A 21,649-nucleotide genomic window follows, 5' to 3' on the forward strand; every position below is an offset into this window, starting at 1 on the left:
TTTTAGAGAAACAGCCCGGCAAGCCGCTCATATGATTCCTTTTTTGCCTCGAAATCAAACACATTGCACAGAACCATGATTTCATTTGTTTCATAGCGGTCTGTAAGCTCTAAAAGCTGCTGTTTGACAGTGTTTGGGGAACCGATCACCATTCGCTTTCTGTTTTCTTCTATGAGCTTTTTATCGGACTCTGTGTAGGAATGCGTTTTTGCTTCCTCGATGCTCGGCACGCGGCTGTCCAAGCCTTTTCCGACGCGAAGTAGCCATAAATCCTGGCTTAACGCCAGCTCTTCTGCCTCTTCATCTGTTTTTGCGCAAATGACAAAAATCGTAAACAGTGCGGCCGGAGACGAGAAGTGAGCTGACGGCCGAAAGCTTTCCCGATAGATGTGAAACGCATTTTCTCCTCGCTCGGGATTAATGAAATGCCCAAATACATATCCAATCCCCTGATGCGCCGCGCGCCTTGCGCTGTTTTCTCCGAGACCGAGCACCCATAGCTCCGGTGCGGTGTCAACAAGGGGCGCTGCTTTGATTCCGGCATACGGATGCCCGCCAGGAAGCGAATCTGTGAGAAAATAAGAGACATCCTGCAGCTGTCTGTTGAAATCGGTTAAGCTTTTTTTCACCCCGTCCGTTAGCGCAAGACGGGTTTTTGTCGTGCCTCCGGGAGAACGCCCGACACCGAGGTCAATCCGGTTTGGATACAGTGCTTCAAGCTGGCGAAAGGTTTCGGCCACCTTAAACGGGCTGTACTGGGGCAGCAGCACGCCGCCTGATCCGACACGAATCGTGTTTGTCTGTGCCGCGATGCGGGCGATCATGATTTCAGGCGCTGTGCTTGCCAGTCCTTTCGTGCTGTGATGTTCGGCAAACCAATAACGCTTATATCCCCACTGTTCGCTTAATCCGGCCAGCTCAACCGAATGCTGAAGAGTTGTCACAGGGCTTTCTCCTTTAGAAACAGGTGCCTGGTCAAGTATGCTGAAATGAATCAAAAGGCCGCTTCCTTTCTGTCTGTTTTTTAGAATGTGACACAAGAATAGGCAAAATGACTCGCTCACGTCAAATGGTTTGTTTTAGAATCACAATTCATATGATTTGCAAAAAACACATCAAATATGGAAGTTTTTTTCGAGGATTTTCGTCAATTATTCTTAACTTTTATGAAACTTTGCTATAATAACAAACGTATCTATTAATAATTTACGGCATACTCATCTTCCCTTTGTACGTAAAAATAAATGTGACTATATTCACATCTTGATGATTAGGAGTGAATCGTGTGGCGATTTCTTTAGAAAAAGGTCAGCGTATTGATTTAACAAAAGGAAAAGCGGGCTTATCAAAATTGATGGTCGGTCTCGGCTGGGACCCGGTTTCATCCGGCGGAGGCGGTTTTTTCGGAAAGCTGCTCGGCGGGGGCGGACCCAATATCGACTGTGACGCTTCAGTATTGATGCTGGAAAACGGCAAATTCACCGATAAGAAAAATATCATCTATTTCGGCAACCTGAAAAGCCGCTGCGGCGGTGTCAAACACACAGGCGATAACCTGACAGGCGACGGTGCGGGTGATGACGAACAAATTATGATAGATTTGGGGAAAGTGCCTGCAAATATCGACAGGCTTGTATTTGTCGTTAATATTTACGATTGTGTCAGAAGAAAACAAGATTTCGGCATGATTCAAAATGCGTTTATCCGTGTGGTCAATCAATCTAAAAATGAAGAAATGCTCAAATACAATTTAAAAGACAACTATGCCGGCAGAACAAGCCTGATTACGGCTGAAATCTACCGCCAGGACGGCGAGTGGAAATTCGCGGCGATCGGTGAAGGCACAAACGATACGAGATTAGAAGATATTATCAGCCGATACGTATAAAAGAAAAAAGGAGTGGATGAAACATGGCAATTTCATTGGCAAAAGGACAAAAAGTAGATTTAACAAAAACAAATCCGGGACTTTCAAAGGTCGTTGTCGGTTTAGGCTGGGATACGAATAAGTATGACGGCGGACATGACTTCGACCTTGACTCTAGTGTGTTTCTGTTAGACGCTGCGGGCAAATGCGCGTCTCCAAATGATTTTATTTTCTACAACCAGCTTGAAGGCGGCAATGGTTCAGTCGTCCATTCAGGCGATAACCTGACAGGTGCTGGAGAAGGCGACGACGAGAATGTCAAAGTGAATCTCGGCGCTGTGCCCGCTAATATTGAAAAAATCTCATTTGTGATCACCATTCACGAAGCGGAAGCGCGCAGCCAAAACTTTGGACAAGTATCAAACGCGTTCGTTCGCATCGTAAATGAAGAAACAAATGAAGAGCTCATCCGTTACGACCTTGCGGAAGATTTCTCTATTGAAACAGCAATCATTGCAGGGGAGCTTTACAGACATAACGGCGAGTGGAAATTTTCGGCGATCGGCTCAGGCTACCAAGGCGGCCTTGCCCGCATCGCAACAGACTACGGTTTGCAAATCGGTTAAGACAAATACGAAGAGCAGAAAGGAGAGAGGCAGTATGGCCATTCAATTATCAAAAGGACAGCGCATTGACTTAACGAAAACAAATCCGGGACTCGCAAAAGCGGTGATCGGCTTAGGCTGGGACACAAACAAGTACTCCGGCGGACACGATTTTGACCTGGATGCTTCAGCTTTTTTAGTTGATGCGCATGACAACTGCGTGAATGATCTCGATTTCGTCTTCTATAATAACCTTGAGCATCCGAGCGGCGGTGTCATCCATACGGGTGACAACCGCACGGGTGAGGGTGACGGAGATGATGAGCAGATTATCGTTGATTTTTCAAAAATCCCTGCTCACATTGAGAAAATCGGGATCACAGTGACCATCCACGACGCCGAAGCACGCAGCCAAAACTTTGGACAAGTTTCCAATGCATTTGTGCGCATTGTGGACGAGGAGACGCAGAATGAACTTCTTCGCTTCGATTTGGGAGAGGATTTTTCTATTGAAACAGCTGTTGTCGTTTGTGAGCTTTACAGACACGGCGGCGAGTGGAAATTCAATGCGATCGGCAGCGGTTTTTCCGGCGGGCTGGCTGCGTTGTGCCGGAATTACGGTTTGCAAGTGTAAGCGAGTGACAAATAGAGACGTCACCGTTTTCAATTAATAGGAGGAAAAAACTTGGACTTTTTACATCATATCATGTCTACGTATGCTTCATTTTTCGATTGGAAAATGTGGGGGGAAGTGCTGTCAGATCCTGTTTCCTGGGGTCTGATCGGTTCCCTTGTTGTTTTGGAAGGCCTCTTGTCGGCCGATAATGCGCTTGTTCTTGCGGTGATGGTCAAGCACCTGCCGGAAAAACAGCGAAAAAAAGCGTTAACGTATGGTTTATTTGGAGCTTATATATTCAGGTTTATTTTTATCGGGCTCGGTATGCTCCTCATTAAGTTTTGGTGGATCAAGGTGCTCGGCGCGCTTTATCTCGCTTGGCTCGTCATTAAGCATTTCTGGATCGGTGAAAAAGAAGATGAAACGGACGGCATGAAGAAAAATTCTTGGATGGTCCGCACGTTCGGTATCTTCTGGGCGACTGTTATTTCAGTTGAATTGATGGATCTTGCCTTCTCTGTGGACAGCATCCTGGCCGCGTTTGCGGTTTCAGAAAAAGTATGGGTGCTTTTGGTTGGCGGTATGCTTGGTATTTTAATGATGCGTACAGTGGCAAAAGTCTTCCTTGTACTGATTGATAAAATTCCTGAGCTGGAAAATACAGCATTCGTATTAATCGGTATTATCGCGCTGAAAATGGCGGGGAGTGCCTTCCATTATGAAATGCCGCACTCTGTATTCTTCATTATCATTATCGCTGCTTTTGCCATTACATTCATCATTCACTATATCAACAAACAAAAGCAAGTGCGCGAACAAACAGCCGCGTCAAAAGAAGAATAAAACAAAACAAGGAGGGAGGTTGATGTCCTTCCTTTTTTGTTACAGAAAAGAGGTGACGTGTGTGCGGTATTTTCACTATTTATCAACACATCAAGAAGAAAATGTATTTTATCAAGCGCCGAAACAGGTCACGAAAGAGTCGCCTAAGAAGCTACTTGAGCACGCACTGGGGGCCGTATTATATATGCCGGCAACCCGCCCGGACATAGCGGCGGTGATAACAAAGCGCAAATATGAGGATATATCATCTATTGTTTTCTGTCTGGAGGATGCGATTGGAGATCATGAGGTCAAGCGGGCTGAACATAATGTGAGCCATCAATTAAGGTTGATCGAGCAGGCGATCCAGCACCGCACGATAAAGGCGGACCATCTCCCGTTTATGTTTGTGCGCGTACGGTCTCCGAAACAGATGGTGCAATTAGCCGATACCCTAAGGCCTGCACTCCATTTGTTAACCGGATTTGTGTTCCCAAAATTCTCAGCAAAAAACGCCAGTGACTATGTTGAAGCACTTGAAGACATATCGAGTCGCATGACGGTGCCGCTTTACGGCATGCCGATATTGGAAACACCCGATTTGTTAATGAAAGAGACTAGAGCTGCTGCTTTGTCTGAACTGAGTATGGTTTTGCATCAGCATCAGGATTTGATCTTAAATGTGCGGATCGGTGCGACTGATTTATGCGGATTATACGGCATCAGAAGAAAGCCGAAGCAAACGATTTATGATATCCGCATGATTGCGGACTTTATGTCAGATATCATCAATTACTTCGGCCGGGAGTTCGTCATTTCTGGCCCTGTATGGGAGTATTTTCAGGCACCGCAAAAGCCGCATCTGCTTTCGGCACACCAGCCAGTTGAGCTGAATGATTATATAAAAGGTTTGGTGAAAGAGACCGAACTTGACATCGCCAACGGCATCCACGGAAAAACGGTCATCCATCCGACCCATCTCAAAATTGTGAACAGCCTGTATGTCGTAACAAAGGAAGACTATCTCGATGCGTCAAGCATTATTCATCACGGAAACGGTTCAATCGGCGTGATGAAAAGCCATTTTTCTAACAAAATGAATGAAATCAAGCCTCATATGAAATGGGCTGAAAAAATCTTATTAAAATCAGAAATTTATGGGGTGTATCATGAAAACCGATCTTTCACCGATTTGCTCAATGAACAGCAAAACCCTTCAAATATTGGACAATATGGCGGTTGATCTGTCGGTCACAGACAACCCGCTTTTCATACCTGAACAAGCATTATTTGAGATGGCCGCCAGAGTGAATAAAAAAAGGGGCTTTTTATTTGTCAGCAAAGTGCTGGGCAAACATATTCCGGTTCACCCGCTGAAGCCGCTTTTAGCGTCCGGGCTGCTTGCTTTGGAGTACGCCGAACGGAAAACCGGACAGGAGATAAAGGAAAAAAACGAGATTTTGAACGGATTTCTTTCAGAAGAGGAAAGCAAGCTTCAAGCTGCTTATCAAACGCTGCAAAAGCACCGTGTTACATTGAACGAAGCACCGCTTGTTATCGGGTTTGCGGAAACGGCGACGGCGCTTGGACACGCGGTTTATGATTGCATTGAACATGCGTCATTTGTCCATACGACCCGTGAACAGATTCGAAACACAGAGCCTTCGATCACATTTGTGGAAGAGCATTCCCATGCCACTGATCAGCTGTGTTACGCAGAGCCTGATATGATAAACAACAGCTGTCCGATTCTTCTTGTAGATGATGAAATCACGACAGGAAAAACCGCATTACATATGATTCGGGATATCCAATCCAAATTTCCGCGCAAAGAATACGCTGTCCTGTCTTTATTGGACTGGAGGACGGAGGAGCATAAGAAGGCATATGCAGAGGCTGAACGAGAATTAGGCGTCACGATTTCAACCGTTGCTTTATTATCAGGGCGGATTTCCTTTAAGGGTGTGCCATTGTCCGAGTCCTCCTACAACTACAGCCCGAAGCTGCAAGGAACTGCGATAAACAGAACGAACATTGATCTATCGGGTTTCTTCACATCCGTTCCTTATCAGCCGGAACTATCCGCAAACACTCATTCTTACGTGAAAGAAACAGGGCGATTCGGTGTAAAACCGTCTGAGCGAAAGGCTGTTCACGAAGCCTGCCGACAAGCAGCGCTTTACATGGAACAATATCGGAAGGGCAAAAGAACGCTCGTGCTTGGAACGGGAGAGCTGATGTATCTGCCAATGAAAATCGCCTCAACACTTGGCGGTTCGGTTTCCTATCACTCTACCACGCGCAGCCCGATTCACCCGGTTGCGAAACAAGGCTATGCCGTGCAAAACGGTTATTCATTTATGAATCCGGAAGATGAAGAGGTCCGCCATTTTGTCTATAACCTTCCTGCCGGAGCGTATGACGAAGTCTTTTTCTGTCTGGAGAAGGACGTTTCGGATGAGGCGTTACAGCCGATTTTTGATATGTTTAAAGAAAAAGAAGTGCCTCATATCCACATTGTCACTTTCTCAGGAAAGGCGTGATCTGATTTGAAAGATGTTATTGAACGTATTGGGAGCTATCCGGAAGAAGATGTGACCTTTCTATTAAAAGACTTGTCCGCTGTATCCATCGAAAAAAGCACGGAAGAACGGGAGAAGTCAATTCAAAGCGGCATCCATTATTCAGAAATGCTGCCAATCGAATACAAGCCGACAGATGAATATATGAAACTGTTTTATGCCTCGCTGGAAGACAGCAAACAGAAGGTCGCATTAGCAGCGGGAGTCGTTGCGGAGCAGATTTATAAAAAAAGCGGGAAAGATGCGGTTTTGTGCAGTTTGGCTAGAGCAGGCACGCCGATTGGTGTTTTGATCAAACGTTATATCAAGATGAAGTACCATGTCTCGCTGCCGCATTACAGCATCTCTATCATTCGGGACAGGGGAATTGATGAAAATGCGTTGCATTATCTATTGAAGCATCATCCGGAGGGCAAGATTGCGTTTATCGACGGATGGACAGGCAAAGGCGCCATCACGAAAGAACTGATTCGTTCTGTAGAACGGTTTAATCAACGCTTCGGAGAAAGGCTGTCCTCTGAAATTGCGGTGCTCGCCGATCCGGGGCATTGCGCGGACATCTATGGAACGAAGGAAGACTTTCTGATTCCGAGCGCTTGCTTGAATTCTACTGTATCAGGACTTGTCAGCCGCACAGTTCTAAATGACACGTGGATCGGGCCGTCTGACTTTCACGGGGCGAAATATTACAAAGAGCTCAGCGAAGAGGATGTCACGAATATCTACATTGAAACAATAGCGGAGCAATTTCCGTCTATTTATAACGAAGCGGAACGTTTGGTGCTTAGGTTGCAAAACGATCGTGTGAAACCAGATTGGAGCGGTCTAGCTTCCATTGAGACCATCCAAAAGCAATTCGGCATCAGCAACACAAACCTGATTAAGCCGGGTGTTGGGGAAACGACTCGCGTGCTTTTGCGAAGGGTGCCTTGGAAAATACTCATTCAGCCGGGTTCTGAGGAAGCATTGCGGCATATTTTATTGCTTGCGAAGGATCGAGGCGTGCCTGTGGAAGAATACAAGGGTATGTCCTATCGCTGCTGCGGGCTGATTCGGCCGGCGGAGAAAAGTTTATGAACGCATTCGCCAGTGATTTAGACAGAACATTAATATACTCAAGGCGCATGATCGGCATTCCAGATAAGGAAGCGGGAGTTGAGCTGATCGAAACATTGAACGGCCGTGACCTCTCTTACATCTCGGGAGTGACAAAAGAACATTTAAGGCAAATTCAAAAGGATCACTATTTTATTCCTGTCACCACACGCACAAATGAGCAGTACAAGAGAATTGTTTGTTTTCAGCAGGACATTGTGCCCGAATATGCTGTAACTACGAATGGCGGCTGTATTTTAAAGGATGGCCAGCCTCTGAAAGAGTGGGACGAGTTCATAAAAGAGCAGCTCGCATCGTGTCTGCCGATTGAGGCTATGTTGAGAGAAATCGCAAGTCTGTCTGTAGCGCAAGCGGTTGAAAGAACCCGAACGGCACATCATTATTTTGTTTATCTTATCTTGAACGAAGCGAAAATAGCCCGAATCGATCCCGCCGCTGTGAAGGAGTGGGGGGCTGAAAGAGGCTGGCAAGTATCCCTGCAGGGGCGAAAGCTGTACTTTATTCCGAAGCCGCTTAATAAATGGAAGGCGGTCGAATATCTGAAATCGAAGCTTTCAATTGATGAAATCTATACAGCGGGAGATTCGCTGCTGGATCTTGAACTGATTCAGGAAGCTGATTTCGGCATCGCACCCGCTCATGGGGAGGTGCTGTGCCACTGTCCGGAATTACGCAAAACGGAAGCAAGCGGCATGATGGCAGGTGAAGAAATCACAGCAGCTGTTTTATCCCGAATCACCCGAATAAAACAAGTATAGTGCATACAAACAAACCAGAAAGGAGGATATGATGAGACAAGAAGAACTCACCATTCATAAAGCGTTTCCAGATGATAGGGATTGGAAAAGCGTGCTGTTTCAGCCATTGCCGGAGCGTGAGCACTTTAAAACAGGCCAAGGCCTTTCGTTTTCCCGCCTTGCCGGGCAAATACTGGGCACTCCAATTGATGAGACGGACTACTATAACGAGTTGTATGAACTGTCCGTAAACAATCGCATTGCCATTCTGAGTGAAACGCTTGATAAAACAATCGCGCCGGAAACGTTTCAGGCGCTTCAGCATATTCATTCTATCAACCAGAAAGAAAAAGGACTGTCGGTCAGCCGCTTTGTAGCCTTTTTGGACGGGGAGCAGCTGATTGCGAAGCATTCGAATCCGCTCATGCACCGCCATTTGAGAAAAGCATTGATGACGCTTTTACATATCTTTGCAGACAATCATGAGCAGGGGCTGAATCATCCTGATTTTCGCAGAGTGCTGCTTGATGTCTCGAAGTTTTCGTTGAATCACCTGAATCCTTGGCTGGAAAAAACCGATATAGAACGGGAGATGCCAAAAGTTGTTTGGTACGGAGACGCAACGAAGAGCCAGCTCTATTTTTTATATTATCTGATGTTAGTCGGCTGCGATGTCCTATTGTTCCATCCGGCGGGAACCGATCAGCTGGCGCTTGTCGATCCGAAGCAGGAGCTTAGCTTTACGGAAAAACTCCCAGATGTTTCGGAGCTTCAGCCGTTTCCGAAAGAAAAACCAGACCGGAAATCAACAGTAGCCTACCGCTCAACAAAGGAATTTGAACATGTGCTGAATCACGAGGAATCCATGTTGTACAAGCCGTGGCAGTTCAGGGATCACACACCGATGTCTGTTACGCTGAAAACGACCTATGATGAATTGTTTTTAATCGCGAAAGAGCGCGCCTTTATTCGGCCAAATTTCAAAGCCGATAAACATTCCATCGAGATTCCAAATGTATTCGCCAAAATCATGGGCGTGTCGAAAGACAATAAAGAATATTGGAACAGGCTTCATACATTAGCCGATTATCAGGAAACAGAAATGATCAGAAGCTTTCCGTTTACAGAAGACATCAAATCGAACTATCAATTTCATTACAGCCACGCCCTTGACCATGAAGGGAACATTGATCCGGACAAGCTGATGGCAAGCAATGTGTGGCAGTACAAGCAGCTTCCGGCGGGCGTTCAGGCCGCCATTGCCAAAACGATTTCGAGAATGTGCAGGCACCCGCGGCTTAAGGCTATGCATCAAGAACAAGTCAAGGATGTTCAAATTTACTTGTTTAAACAAACAACAAACTTGCCTGCCAAGCTGCTGAAATTGATTCAAACGTTCGACTATGCGCAAACCGTTCCGAAACTTGTTGTATATCATACGGAAATGAGCGGCGGGCTCACGCGTTCAGATGCCGCGGCCCTGCTGTTTCTGAATGAAATCGGAATCGATATCATCATGTATAATCCTCCCGGCCACCAAGACATTGAGCATTTTATTGAAGAGGATCAGTATGATATCCACTGGCTGGATGACATGGTGTTTCAGCAGGAGTATAAGGAGCCTTCCCTAGTCAAAAGGCTGTTCAGAACGATTACCCAAAAGTAAGGAGAGAAGAAAAGCATGACAACAGATAACCATAACCCGCTTGTTCTCGATAAAAACGAAGAAATTTCCCAGCAAAAAGCTGACGATATCCGTCTCCAGCTCCGCCAGGAACCAGAGGTGAGGCGGCTAGTCCAACAAATTGACGTGAAAAATCAAATGGAGCTGCTTGAGTATGGAAAGGAGCCGGCCGTTGAAATTTCCAAGTTCTCCGACCGCATCTTAGGGATGATGAAAACAACAAGCGTGACAGACTCAGGCACGATGCTGACCCAGCTTGGAAAAATCATGGACCGTTTTGACAAAAACGATTTTGACGAGCCAAAGGGACTAATGGCTAAAATTTTCAAACGCGGCGGCAGCATGATTGAGAAAATCTTTAAAAAGTACCAGACGCTCGGCGGAGAAATTGAAAAAATCAACGTTGAGATTTCTAAATATAAAGATGAGATGACTAAAACAAACTATACGCTTGATGAAATGTATGAAAACAATATTAATTACTATATGGAGCTTGAAAAGTACGTTGTTGCCGGACAAATGAAGCTGGAAGAAATGCAGTCCATTCTCCCTTCATATGAAGAAAAAGCGGCCAGCGGAAATCAGCTTGCGCAGATGCAGCTTGATACGCTCCGCAACGGCATTCAGGCGCTTGAAGAGCGGGTATACGACCTTGATATGGCGCGAATGGTGGCGCTTCAAACTGCGCCGCAAATCCGTCTTCTTCAGCGCGGTAATGCGAAGCTGATCGGAAAAATCAACTCCGCTTTCATCATCACCATTCCGATTTTCAAAAATGGCATTATTCAGGCTGTCACCGTGAAACGCCAAAAACTTGTGGCTGACTCCATGAGCGAGCTTGACCGCCGGACAAACGAGATGCTGAAACGAAATGCGGAAAACATTTCGAGCCAGAGTGTTGAAATAGCCAGAATGGCCGGCAGACCAAGCATTGATATTGAAACGATCGAATCGTCTTGGAATACGATCGTCAGCGGCATGCAGGAAACAAAACAAATCGAAGAAGAAAACAAACGCCTCCGCGAAGATGGTGCAAGACGAATTGCCGAGCTTCAGCATAATATTAAAAAAGCAGCATTGCAGCAATAAAAAGCCCCCCGCTTGTGAAATATAAGCGGGGATTTTTCTTTTACATCAATTAAATAATGACAATGTGTAAAGACAGGTGTAAACTTAAACGGTAATGATTTTGCATATCAGAGGTGTTGGCAATGGGAAAACAACAGCCTATATCCCAGCGAAAACTGCTGGGCGTCGCCGGTTTGGGGTGGCTGTTTGATGCAATGGATGTCGGAATATTATCGTTTATTATCGCTGCGCTTCACGTGGAGTGGAATTTGTCGCCCGAAGAAATGAAATGGATCGGAAGCGTCAATTCCATCGGCATGGCTGCGGGTGCGTTTTTATTTGGGCTGCTGGCTGATCGAATTGGCCGAAAAAAAGTGTTTATCATTACCCTTTTGTGCTTTTCCATCGGAAGCGGCATTTCAGCTTTTGTGACAAGCTTATCGGCATTTCTCATTCTGCGTTTTGTTATTGGAATGGGGCTTGGCGGCGAACTGCCAGTCGCTTCAACACTTGTGTCCGAAGCGGTTGCGCCTGAAAAGCGGGGCAGAGTGATTGTGCTTCTGGAAAGCTTTTGGGCAGTAGGGTGGCTCGTAGCAGCACTCATTTCTTACTTTGTGATCCCGAGCTTCGGCTGGCAGGCCGCCCTGCTGTTGACGTCACTGACGGCTTTTTACGCTCTGTACCTGCGGACGAGTCTGCCTGATTCGCCAAAATATGAGTCGCTTTCAGCCAAAAAGACATCGGTATGGGAGAATGTAAAAAGCGTTTGGGCAAAACGGTATATACGGTCGACCGTGATGCTGTCGATCGTTTGGTTTTGCGTGGTGTTTTCTTATTACGGCATGTTCCTATGGCTGCCGAGTGTCATGCTGCTCAAAGGTTTCAGCATGATTGAAAGCTTTGAATATGTCCTTCTGATGACGCTGGCTCAGCTTCCAGGCTATTTTTCTGCCGCGTGGCTGATTGAAAAAGCGGGACGGAAGTGGATACTGGTCTTTTACCTGATTGGAACAGCAGGAAGCGCCTATTTCTTTGGCACGGCGGATTCCTTAGGCCTTCTGCTTGCAGCCGGAATGCTGTTATCGTTTTTCAATCTTGGTGCGTGGGGCGTCCTGTATGCCTATACCCCAGAGCAATACCCGACAGCGATTCGCGCCACAGGTTCAGGAACGACAGCGGCATTTGGAAGAATCGGGGGCATCCTCGGGCCGCTGCTCGTTGGAACGCTCGCAGCCCGCCATATTTCCTTTTCGGTCATCTTTACAATCTTTTGCATTGCAATCTTACTCGCGGTTGCTTGTATTTTGATTATGGGAAAAGAAACGAAACAAACTGAGCTTGAATAGGAAAAGCACCTCGCGACTGAGGTGCTTTTTTACATTTCCGTCCGGGCTGCGGAGGGGCGTTTAACCTCTTTCCTGTTGTCTGGCAGCTAGAAAAAATGCTGTATGTTTTGATTGATGGTTCCTAGCCGCATTGCCACAATGAAACACATATGCGTTGAGAAATCCTATTTCGCCTACCAATTTTTCCGAGGTCCGTTCACTCCGCCTCACATGGGGATGATGCTGTGTTTTTAACAATACTGCATGCATACGTCAGCGAGTTCTTTTCCGTTGCAATCAAGCGTACGAATAATAACATGTCTCGATTCATCAGACAGCATTTTACTGTTTCTCGTCTTGAAACTGCAAACCAATCAACTTATTTTTCCAATCAGAGTGTCATAAGTCATGAAATAAAAAACAAAATAAATTTACTGAAAGCGCTTAATAGTAGAAAAAGCCTGAATTTTATCTGCAATAGGCACTAATTAACAAGGATTAAAGAGTATTTAGGAGTATTCATAAGGTCAAAGAGCTATAATAAAGAATATAAAGAAATGATACAGAATAAAAGAGTATATGCTGTTTGTATGAAATGTTACATAAATGTTACGGTTATAAAGATTGCTTAATATGGAGGGAAAATATGAGTGTAGATGAGAAACCAATTAAGATAAAAGTTGAGAAAGTATCTAAAATTTTTGGGAAACAAACAAAGAAAGCAGCTCAAATGCTTGCCAACGGAAAGACAAAAAAAGAGATCCTGAAAGCGACTGGATCAACCGTTGGGGTAAATCAGGCAGATTTTGATGTGTATGATGGTGAGATATTTGTCATCATGGGTCTATCAGGGAGCGGTAAATCAACATTAGTGCGGCTGCTAAACCGTTTGATTGAACCGACTGCCGGAAACATTTACATTGATGGTGACATGATAACAAATATGTCTAAAGAACAGCTCCGGGAAGTCCGACGGAAAAAAATCAGCATGGTCTTCCAAAAGTTCGCTCTATTCCCGCACAGAACGATACTTGAAAACACGGAATACGGGCTGGAGCTTCAAGGTATAGACAAACAAGAGCGTCAGCAAAAAGCGCTTGAGTCCCTTAAGCTTGTCGGGCTTGAAGGATTTGAACAGCAATATCCTGACCAGCTTTCCGGCGGAATGCAGCAGCGTGTCGGCCTTGCCCGCGCGTTGACGAATGATCCGGACATCCTTCTGATGGACGAAGCGTTTAGTGCGCTTGATCCTTTGATTCGTAAAGATATGCAGGATGAGCTCCTTGATCTTCACGATAATGTCGGAAAAACGATTATCTTTATTACGCACGACTTGGACGAAGCGTTGCGGATCGGCGACAGAATTGTTCTCATGAAGGATGGTAACATTGTTCAAATCGGGACGCCTGAAGAAATCCTGATGAATCCATCTAACGAATATGTTGAGAAATTCGTCGAGGATGTTGATTTATCTAAAGTCCTCACAGCAGGCCACATTATGAAACGTGCTGAAACGGTGCGGATTGATAAAGGGCCTCGCGTAGCTTTGACACTGATGAAAAATCTCGGCATCTCCTCGATTTACGCAGTGGATAAACAAAAGAAATTGTTAGGTGTTATCTATGCGTCTGATGCGAAAAAAGCGGCTGAGTCTGATTTGTCACTTCAAGATATCTTGAATACAGAATTTACGACTGTGCCAGAAGATACGTATCTGACAGAGATTTTCGATGTGGTTTCTGACGCAAATATTCCAATTGCGGTAACAGATGAGAAGCAAAGAATGAAAGGGATTGTCGTAAAAGGCGCACTGATTGGCGCACTTGCTGGCAATAACGAGTATATCAATGCTGAAGGCACTGACGAACAAACACAAGATCCTTCTGTACAGGAGGTGAAGTAAGATGGATAGACTGCCTAGAATACCTTTAGCAGATATCATTGACCGTTTTGTTGACTGGATTACGATGACGTTTGGCGGATTCTTCGACGGCATCTCAAACGGACTTGCCGCTTTTGTAAATGGAATTGTCAGCGGACTTGGATTTATCCCATCTATTTTGTTAACGATTATTTTCGCCGCACTTGCGTGGTGGATCAGCACAAGGGGAATTGCGTTATTTACCTTAATTGGTTTCCTCTTGATTGATTATTTAGGATATTGGGACCCAATGCTTCAAACATTGGCGCTTGTTCTGACATCGGTCATTATTTCGATTGTGGTCGGGGTTCCGATCGGAGTTTGGGCGTCCCAGAAAGAAACGGTTCGCCGTATTGTAACACCTATTCTTGATTTAATGCAGACAATGCCTGCTTTCGTATATCTATTGCCGGCGATTTTCTTCTTCAACATCGGTGTTGTGCCGGGTGTTGTTGCATCTGTTATCTTCGCGATGCCGCCGACAATCCGCATGACTGTTCTCGGTATCAAGCAAGTGCCGGCAGACTTGATTGAAGCAACTGAGGCGTTCGGTTCTACGACAGCTCAGCGTTTGTTTAAAGTTCAGCTTCCGCTAGCGACAAAAACCATTCTGGCCGGGATCAACCAAAGCATCATGCTTGCGTTATCAATGGTTGTTATCGCCGCAATGGTCGGTGCACCGGGACTTGGTTCTGAAGTGTACAGTGCCGTTACACAGCTGAAAACCGGGGTCGGCGTAGAGGCCGGTATCGCCATCGTGATTGTTGCCATTACGCTGGACCGCATTACTCAAAATATTAAAGTGAAGAAGAAAAGCAGGGGGAATGCCTGATGTTTAAAAAAATCATCGGTATCGGCGTTTCCGCCATGCTGGCGCTCTCACTTGCGGCTTGCGGTTCAGAAAGTGATGAAAATGCAACCGCGGCTCAACAGGTGAATAAGACCGTCATCGGGATTGATCCCGGTTCAGGGATTATGGCCCTGACCGACAACGCGATGAAGGATTATGACCTGAACGACTGGACATTGATTACGGCGTCAAGCGCCGCGATGACCGCGACACTCAAAAAGTCATACGACCGTAAGAAACCGATTATCATTACAGGATGGACACCGCACTGGATGTTCTCCAGATATAAGCTGAAATATCTCGATGATCCGAAACAATCTTATGGCAGCGCAGAGGAAATCCATACGATCACACGCAAAGGCTTCAGTAAGGAACAGCCGAATGCGGCTAAGCTTCTGAGCCAGTTTCACTGGACGCAAGACGACATGGGTGAAGTCATGATCAAGGTGGAAGAAGGCGAGAAACCTGCCAAAGCCGCTGCTGAGTATGTGAAGAACCACAAAGATCAAATTGCGGAGTGGACAAAAGGCGTTCAAAAGGTGAAGGGAGACAAAATCAACCTTGCCTATGTGGCGTGGGACAGTGAGATTGCAAGTACAAACGTGGTTGGCAAAGTCTTTGAAGACTTGGGCTATGACGTAACGTATACTCAGGTAGAGGCTGGCCCGATGTGGACCGCGATTGCGACGGGAAGCGCGGATGCATCCCTTTCCGCATGGCTGCCGAATACCCATAAAGCATACGCTGCCAAGTATAAGGGCAAATATGACGATATTGGCACCAGTATGACTGGCGTGAAGATGGGCCTTGTAGTGCCTCAATATATGAAAAACGTTAACTCAATTGAAGATTTGAAGAAGTAAAGACAATGAAGGCTGCCGAGTAAATCTCGACAGCCTTCCATTTTTTCCTTCAGAAAAAAGAGAGAAGTGAGAATGTAAAAAGGCTATGATGACATAGTCACTTATCACTTTTTCCTAATCCAAATGGTCATTCGGTTTTTCTTTATGCTTTCTATCTTTCACTTCCGTAAATATATTATTTGCAGATGTTGCGGATTCGTTGGAGGGTTTAGAATGGTGCGATTCAATCAGCGATTTTAGCATTTGAATATCTTCTTTCGTGGCGTACTGTTTTTCAGATTTTAACATATAACCTAACTGGCCGTTGGATTCAATTGTAGCCCATTGTAAATCAGCGAAGTGCTGAATATTTTGTTGTCTCAGTCTTACTTCAAGCATATCAACCGTTAATCGCAGCTTTTTTAAATTCCTTTCATTCACTTTTCCGTTTTCGACTACGATCAATGATTTTCCATAAATAAACGTCTCAAGGGCATCTGATTTCATAACGATAGATTCAATAAAAAGAAGCGTGAGCACCATTAAAAACGTAATCAGCATGGTAATCCAAATGTTCCTGTTGCCAACAGGTTGAATAATTAATGATCCAACAGCGATCATCATGACAGTCTGAGCTACCGTAAGCTGAGAAACGGATTTTCTCCCAGCTAACCGCAAAATAATAACTCCTCCTGCCACAACCACTATAGATTTCCATATGAAATTTAAATCCAAAAAACATCCCCTCTTTTCAACCAATCAATATCTTCCTGCGCTGTTTTTATTGTGGGTTATATTTTTTATTCTATTCTTCATCGTCTCAAGCGGAATCCACATGCAGCAAGCTGCTTTATTTCTGCCAGTCTGTCTAAGACTTCTTTTTCTTTTCAACATTCTTAATGGTTTCTCCGTGAGGAATATGATATAACCTGCTCTTAGGCTCGTATATTTTTTGTGAAGGCCATAGTCCATGGTGTCCTGAACATATATAACTCACGATACAAGCAACAAAAAAGTATTCCAGCCCCTTTCCGTGAAACATCTCCATTGCCAATAGGAAGGCTGCTAAAGGGGTATTGGCACCTCCGCAAAAAACAGCGATTAATCCCAATGCAGCGAGAAATGACATAGGTAAATCCATGAATGTGTGTATGGTGTTTCCTAATGTTGCCCCCATGAAAAATAAAGGTATGGCTTCTCCGCCAACAAAGCCGGTTCCAAGCGTAACCGCTGTAAAAACCAGTTTGGCGAGGAAGGCAAAAGGAGGCACTTCTTCTTTAAAGGATTGTTGCAGCATGTCTAATCCGCGGCCATTATAATCTTGAGAACCTGCTATTAGCGTTAAGGCCACAATGATGATTCCGCCAACAAAGGCTCTCTTCATATGGTTTTTATTGAAGAGCTTCTCAGAAAATGTTTGTATACCGTGTCTCATTTGGCAGTATAAAACACTTAATAAACTGAAGATAACAGCTGCGAGAATCACTTTAATAAACGTCATAACAGATAGCTGCGGCACACTTTGTATCATAAATTCTTCGTGTTTATGCCCCCAGGCTGCTGTAGTCATAAAGTGACCGGCAAAGCTGGCCGCCAGGCAAGGAACAAGCGCTTCGAATTTGAGCTTTCCTAATGCAGCCATTTCCATTCCGAAAACAGTACCTGTTATGGGAGCTCCAAAGGCGGCGCCAAATCCGGCGCTTATGCCGCTCATGATGAACATTTTACTGTCGAATATGTTTAAACGAAAAAACTTGTGTACTGCTGCGGCGATGCTTCCTCCCATTTGGACAGCCGCCCCTTCTCTTCCTGTAGACCCGCCAAAAAAGACTGTTATGAAGGTTCCCAAATAGACGATAGGTCCCATTCTCCGCGGGACCACTTTCTTGCCATGAACCCCGTCTATCACTAGATTGTTCAATTCAGCAGTGTCATGTAATGTGTGATTCAGCCATACCTTTCCATAGTTCATATAGATGTATCCTAAGATCACTCCCCCTAAAGGGAGAAGGAAAATAAGCCAATCCCTTTTTTCCCGCACTTCTCCTAGATAATCGTTTGTCTCTAAAAGGAAAGTTGTTGTCGAGCCCACAATGATGCCAATAAGGCTTCCGAACATGATCCATCGAACAAGAGTGGAAAAAAAGTTTTTATACTTTAGTATGATTTCAGTCATCCATTACCCTCTTTTCACAGTTCTAGCTGTATAACTTATGTCTATTTTGATGCGCTTACCTTTGCGATTGTTGGTTACATGTTTGATTTGTCAGCATGTAAAAAAGTGGCTGTTTGAACCTATTGTTGCCCATTGGCCATAAATTGATGAGCGAAATGTTAACGCAAAAAAGGATGCTTCTAAATGACCCAGCTCTTACAAAGGGTGGGAATGGTGAAGCATCCGGCTGAAGGCCGCAGCCAATGATGCTGTGCGTGCGGCAAGCGGGGTTTCGTATGGGAAGCGGCTTCAGTATACTGCCGCTCACCCTGATTCGGCTTGCCTTGACTAGGGGACTGGCTCGTGCGGCGGGCTTTTGATTTATTCATTGCAGAAGCACAGGCTGTTATTGTAAGATGTAAGCCAAAGCCATTCGTAAAAGTGCGGGAGGAAGGTCATGAATAATCTGCGTAATAGACTTTCAGGCGTGAATGGGAAAAATAAGAGAGTAAAAGAAAAAGAACAAAAAATCTGGTCGGAGATTGGGATGATTGCGGGGTCGTTTGCGCTCCTTGATGTGATCATCCGCGGCATTATGTTTCAATTTCCGTTTAAGGAATGGGCTGCAAGTCTTGTGTTTTTGTTCCTCATCATCTTATATTACTGCATCAAGGCAGGAGCGTCGGGAATGCTCATGCCGAGAATAGACACCGAAGAAGAACTGCAAAAACGGGTGAAGCAGCAGCGTATAGATTCAATTGCGGTTGCCTTTGCGGTAGTGGTGCTTATGATGTACGACAGGGGGATTCCCCATACATTCTTCGCTTGGCTGAAAATGATCCTTCTTTTTATCGTTTGCGGCGGTGTACTGTTTCTTCTTCGGTATCTCATTGTGAAGTGGTCATACAGAAGAGCGGTAAAAGAAGAGATAGAGAAGAAATCATCTTAGGTAGATGGTTTCTTTTTTTGTTTGAACACGGCGTTCCGTCCCAGGTTTTCTAGCTGGATAGGCACATTGATTTGAATTCGCGCTACTGCGTTGTTTTGATAGAGTGATTGTGATAATTTTAAATGTAAGCGTTAACAAAATTATCCAGTCTTCACATTAGTTTGAAAGGAGGAAGCGGAAGATTTGTAAGAGGGGTTTTTGACTCCGCCGTAAGTTTATAAAAACCATATAAGGAGTGTCATGAATGTTTGAAAAACGATTCAAAACCTCTTTTCTGCCGTTATTCGCTGGATTTTTGCTGCTGTTTCAGTTGGTTCTGGCAGGACCGGCGGCTGCAAATGCTGTAACAGCGACCAAATCGAATGAGCTTACAGCACCATCGGTCAAGGACGGAACCATACTTCATGCCTGGAATTGGTCGTTCAATACGTTAAAACACAATATGAAGGATATTCATGAAGCAGGATATACAGCCATCCAGACGTCTCCGATCAACCAAGTGAAGGAAGGGAACCAAGGAAACAAAAGCATGTCGAATTGGTATTGGCTGTATCAGCCGACATCGTACCAAATCGGCAACCGTTATTTAGGTACTGAACAAGAATTTAAAGAAATGTGCGCAGCGGCTGAAGAATACGGCGTAAAGGTCATTGTTGACGCGGTCATCAACCATACCACCAGCGATTATGCCGCAATTTCCAACGAGATAAAGAGTATTCCGAATTGGACACATGGAAATACACAAATTAAAAACTGGTCCGATCGATGGGATGTTACGCAGAATTCATTGCTCGGGCTGTATGATTGGAATACACAGAATACACAAGTGCAGTCCTATCTGAAACGTTTCTTAGAAAGAGCATTGAATGACGGTGCAGACGGCTTTCGTTTTGATGCCGCCAAACATATAGAGCTTCCGGATGACGGGAGTTACGGCAGTCAATTTTGGCCGAATCTCACAAATACATCTGCCGAGTTCCAATACGGAGAAATCCTGCAAGATAGTGCCTCCAGAGATGCTGCATATGCGAATTATATGAATGTGACAGCATCGAACTATGGACATTCCATAAGGTCTGCTTTAAGAAACCGTAATCTGAGCGAGTCGAATATCTCCCATTATGCATCTGATGTGTCTGCGGACAAGTTAGTTACATGGGTGGAATCGCATGATACGTATGCCAATGATGAGGAAGAGTCCACATGGATGAGCGATGACGATATTCGGTTAGGCTGGGCGGTGATTGCTTCCCGCTCAGGCAGTACGCCTCTCTTCTTTTCCAGGCCTGAGGGCGGCGGGAATGGCGTAAGATTCCCGGGGAAAAGCCAAATAGGCGATCGCGGGAGTGCTTTGTTTGAAGACCAGGCTATCGTTGCGGTCAATACTTTTCACAATGTAATGGCTGGACAGCCTGAGGAACTTTCGAATCCGAATGGAAACAATCAGGTATTCATGAATCAGCGCGGCTCACAGGGCGTTGTGCTGGCAAATGCAGGTTCATCTTCTGTCACCATCAATACGCCAACGAAATTACCTGATGGCAGCTATGATAATAAAGCTGGGGCCGGTGCATTTCAAGTTACGAATGGTAAATTGACAGGCACGATCAATGCCAGATCTGTGGCTGTTCTTTATCCTGACGATATCGCAAACGGTCCTCACGTCTTCCTTGAGAATGTCAAAACAGGGGTTACACATTCTTTCAATGATCAACTGACGATCACCCTGCGTGCAAATGCGAATACGGCAAAAGCCGTGTATCAAATGAATAATGGGCAAGAAACTGCGTTCAAAGATGGGGATCAGCTAACGATCGGAAAGGGAGATCCGTTTGGCAAGACATACAATATCACGTTAACAGGGACGAACAGTGATGGTGTAACGAAGACGCAGAAATACACTTTTATAAAAAGAGATCCGTCTTTGGCTAATACAATCGGCTATCAAAATCCGAATCATTGGGGCCAAGTAAATGCTTATATCTATAAACAGGATGGAGGCCGGACAATCGAATTGACCGGATCTTGGCCGGGAAAGGCAATGGCTAGGAATGCGGATGGAATTTACACGCTGACGCTTCCTGCAGATACGGATACAACGAACGCCAAAGTGATGTTTAATAATGGCAGCGCCCAAGTGCCCGGCCAAAACCAGCCCGGATTTGATTATGTGCAAAATGGTGTATATAACAACTCGGGCTTAAGCGGTTCTCTTCCTTATTGAGGGAAAGCGAGGGGAGAATCTCATAGAAAACCAACATGGATCATTTCTCAGCGTGTCGACAAACCCTCGCATTCGATGTCAGGTCTGCCCGTCGATGCTCGTCCTTCCTAGATTTCAAGGGTATTTACATCACGCTGAAAAGATGCCAAAATCCTAAAATGATAGACCGTTTTAAGGATTTTGGCATCATCTGAGAAACCATCCTCGATGGTTTCTTTTTTTGTTCATAAATCAGACAAAACTTTTCTCTTGCAATAGTTTGTGAAATATTGCACAATATAAATGT

19 protein-coding genes are annotated in these 21,649 nt (G+C 45.1%); 16 read left to right on the forward strand and 3 right to left on the reverse strand.

Annotation, left to right across the window (positions count from 1 at the left end):
* Nucleotides 1-2: 2 nt before the first annotated feature.
* Complete coding sequence (locus M1D98_RS01655) at nucleotides 3-998, reverse strand: LLM class flavin-dependent oxidoreductase (RefSeq protein ID WP_010331384.1); 996 nt, start codon at nucleotides 996-998, stop codon at nucleotides 3-5.
* Nucleotides 999-1,285: 287 nt separating this feature from the next.
* Here M1D98_RS01655 and M1D98_RS01660 point away from each other — a divergent pair, with 287 nt between their 5' ends.
* The 14 genes from M1D98_RS01660 to M1D98_RS01725 all read left to right on the forward strand — a co-directional run bounded on the left by M1D98_RS01660 (nucleotide 1,286) and on the right by M1D98_RS01725 (nucleotide 16,056).
* Nucleotides 1,286-1,888 (forward strand): TerD family protein, encoded by a 603-nt coding sequence (locus M1D98_RS01660; protein WP_010331383.1) that lies wholly within the window; start codon nucleotides 1,286-1,288, stop codon nucleotides 1,886-1,888.
* Nucleotides 1,889-1,911: 23 nt separating this feature from the next.
* On the forward strand, nucleotides 1,912-2,493 hold the full coding sequence (locus M1D98_RS01665; RefSeq protein WP_039075932.1) for a TerD family protein: 582 nt from the start codon (nucleotides 1,912-1,914) through the stop codon (nucleotides 2,491-2,493).
* Nucleotides 2,494-2,527: 34 nt separating this feature from the next.
* Nucleotides 2,528-3,106 (forward strand): TerD family protein, encoded by a 579-nt coding sequence (locus M1D98_RS01670; RefSeq protein WP_010331381.1) that lies wholly within the window; start codon nucleotides 2,528-2,530, stop codon nucleotides 3,104-3,106.
* Nucleotides 3,107-3,157: 51 nt separating this feature from the next.
* Entirely contained in the window at nucleotides 3,158-3,931 is a 774-nt protein-coding gene (locus M1D98_RS01675; protein ID WP_010331380.1) for a TerC family protein, read from the forward strand.
* A 61-nt stretch (nucleotides 3,932-3,992) separates the two neighbouring features.
* Nucleotides 3,993-5,153 (forward strand): HpcH/HpaI aldolase/citrate lyase family protein, encoded by a 1,161-nt coding sequence (locus tag M1D98_RS01680; RefSeq protein ID WP_121643694.1) that lies wholly within the window; start codon nucleotides 3,993-3,995, stop codon nucleotides 5,151-5,153.
* The gene (locus M1D98_RS01685; RefSeq protein ID WP_326139516.1) at nucleotides 5,143-6,453 is read left to right on the forward strand and encodes a phosphoribosyltransferase family protein; all 1,311 of its coding nucleotides are present in this window, start codon (nucleotides 5,143-5,145) and stop codon (nucleotides 6,451-6,453) included. Before M1D98_RS01680 ends, M1D98_RS01685 begins: the two co-directional genes overlap by 11 nt.
* A 6-nt stretch (nucleotides 6,454-6,459) precedes the next feature.
* A complete protein-coding gene (locus M1D98_RS01690) occupies nucleotides 6,460-7,569 on the forward strand; it encodes a cysteine protease StiP family protein (RefSeq protein WP_456279932.1) in 1,110 nt (369 codons plus the stop codon).
* On the forward strand, nucleotides 7,566-8,366 hold the full coding sequence (locus M1D98_RS01695) for an HAD family hydrolase (protein ID WP_456279933.1): 801 nt from the start codon (nucleotides 7,566-7,568) through the stop codon (nucleotides 8,364-8,366). Before M1D98_RS01690 ends, M1D98_RS01695 begins: the two co-directional genes overlap by 4 nt.
* 31 nt (nucleotides 8,367-8,397) lie before the next feature.
* Nucleotides 8,398-10,011, forward strand: coding sequence for a YceG family protein (locus tag M1D98_RS01700; protein ID WP_456279934.1), 1,614 nt, complete (start codon nucleotides 8,398-8,400; stop codon nucleotides 10,009-10,011).
* Between the two features lie 15 nt (nucleotides 10,012-10,026).
* Entirely contained in the window at nucleotides 10,027-11,118 is a 1,092-nt protein-coding gene (locus M1D98_RS01705) for a toxic anion resistance protein (RefSeq protein ID WP_010331374.1), read from the forward strand.
* Between the two features lie 122 nt (nucleotides 11,119-11,240).
* Nucleotides 11,241-12,443 carry a niacin permease NiaP gene (niaP, locus tag M1D98_RS01710; RefSeq protein WP_010331373.1) on the forward strand — a complete coding sequence of 401 codons (1,203 nt, stop codon included), beginning with the start codon at nucleotides 11,241-11,243 and terminating at the stop codon, nucleotides 12,441-12,443.
* 625 nt (nucleotides 12,444-13,068) lie between these two features.
* Nucleotides 13,069-14,325 (forward strand): glycine/proline betaine ABC transporter ATP-binding protein OpuAA, encoded by a 1,257-nt coding sequence (gene opuAA, locus M1D98_RS01715; protein ID WP_010331372.1) that lies wholly within the window; start codon nucleotides 13,069-13,071, stop codon nucleotides 14,323-14,325.
* Nucleotide 14,326: 1 nt separating this feature from the next.
* On the forward strand, nucleotides 14,327-15,175 hold the full coding sequence (gene opuAB, locus M1D98_RS01720) for a glycine/proline betaine ABC transporter permease subunit OpuAB (protein WP_010331371.1): 849 nt from the start codon (nucleotides 14,327-14,329) through the stop codon (nucleotides 15,173-15,175).
* Nucleotides 15,175-16,056: a glycine betaine ABC transporter substrate-binding protein gene (locus M1D98_RS01725; RefSeq protein ID WP_121641811.1), complete on the forward strand. Its 882-nt coding sequence runs from the start codon at nucleotides 15,175-15,177 to the stop codon at nucleotides 16,054-16,056. Before opuAB ends, M1D98_RS01725 begins: the two co-directional genes overlap by 1 nt.
* A gap of 114 nt (nucleotides 16,057-16,170) precedes the next feature.
* On the opposite strand, the gene M1D98_RS01730 is transcribed toward M1D98_RS01725, so the two are convergent.
* On the reverse strand, nucleotides 16,171-16,713 hold the full coding sequence (locus M1D98_RS01730; RefSeq protein ID WP_121641812.1) for a DUF421 domain-containing protein: 543 nt from the start codon (nucleotides 16,711-16,713) through the stop codon (nucleotides 16,171-16,173).
* Between the two features lie 190 nt (nucleotides 16,714-16,903).
* Nucleotides 16,904-18,211, reverse strand: a complete 1,308-nt coding sequence (locus M1D98_RS01735; RefSeq protein WP_268526460.1) for a voltage-gated chloride channel family protein — start codon at nucleotides 18,209-18,211, stop codon at nucleotides 16,904-16,906.
* A gap of 436 nt (nucleotides 18,212-18,647) precedes the next feature.
* Between M1D98_RS01735 and M1D98_RS01740 the strand changes: the two genes are divergently transcribed.
* Together M1D98_RS01740 and amyE are read left to right on the forward strand one after the other, a co-directional pair.
* Complete coding sequence (locus M1D98_RS01740) at nucleotides 18,648-19,139, forward strand: DUF6773 family protein (protein WP_121641814.1); 492 nt, start codon at nucleotides 18,648-18,650, stop codon at nucleotides 19,137-19,139.
* Between the two features lie 244 nt (nucleotides 19,140-19,383).
* The gene (gene amyE, locus M1D98_RS01745) at nucleotides 19,384-21,363 is read left to right on the forward strand and encodes an alpha-amylase (protein WP_456279935.1); all 1,980 of its coding nucleotides are present in this window, start codon (nucleotides 19,384-19,386) and stop codon (nucleotides 21,361-21,363) included.
* Nucleotides 21,364-21,649 lie beyond the last annotated feature (286 nt).

The organism is Bacillus sp. K7 (assembly GCF_053903245.1).

Coding starts and splice junctions, on each gene's coding strand:
- M1D98_RS01740 (WP_121641814.1), top strand. CDS start 18,648: ATGAATAATCTGCGTAATAGACTTTCAGGCGTGAATGGGAAAAATAAG.
- M1D98_RS01665 (WP_039075932.1), top strand. CDS start 1,912: ATGGCAATTTCATTGGCAAAAGGACAAAAAGTAGATTTAACAAAAACA.
- niaP (WP_010331373.1), top strand. CDS start 11,241: ATGGGAAAACAACAGCCTATATCCCAGCGAAAACTGCTGGGCGTCGCC.
- opuAA (WP_010331372.1), top strand. CDS start 13,069: ATGAGTGTAGATGAGAAACCAATTAAGATAAAAGTTGAGAAAGTATCT.
- M1D98_RS01705 (WP_010331374.1), top strand. CDS start 10,027: ATGACAACAGATAACCATAACCCGCTTGTTCTCGATAAAAACGAAGAA.
- M1D98_RS01695 (WP_456279933.1), top strand. CDS start 7,566: ATGAACGCATTCGCCAGTGATTTAGACAGAACATTAATATACTCAAGG.
- M1D98_RS01685 (WP_326139516.1), top strand. CDS start 5,143: ATGGCGGTTGATCTGTCGGTCACAGACAACCCGCTTTTCATACCTGAA.
- opuAB (WP_010331371.1), top strand. CDS start 14,327: ATGGATAGACTGCCTAGAATACCTTTAGCAGATATCATTGACCGTTTT.
- M1D98_RS01735 (WP_268526460.1), bottom strand. CDS start 18,211: ATGACTGAAATCATACTAAAGTATAAAAACTTTTTTTCCACTCTTGTT.
- amyE (WP_456279935.1), top strand. CDS start 19,384: ATGTTTGAAAAACGATTCAAAACCTCTTTTCTGCCGTTATTCGCTGGA.
- M1D98_RS01670 (WP_010331381.1), top strand. CDS start 2,528: ATGGCCATTCAATTATCAAAAGGACAGCGCATTGACTTAACGAAAACA.
- M1D98_RS01700 (WP_456279934.1), top strand. CDS start 8,398: ATGAGACAAGAAGAACTCACCATTCATAAAGCGTTTCCAGATGATAGG.
- M1D98_RS01725 (WP_121641811.1), top strand. CDS start 15,175: ATGTTTAAAAAAATCATCGGTATCGGCGTTTCCGCCATGCTGGCGCTC.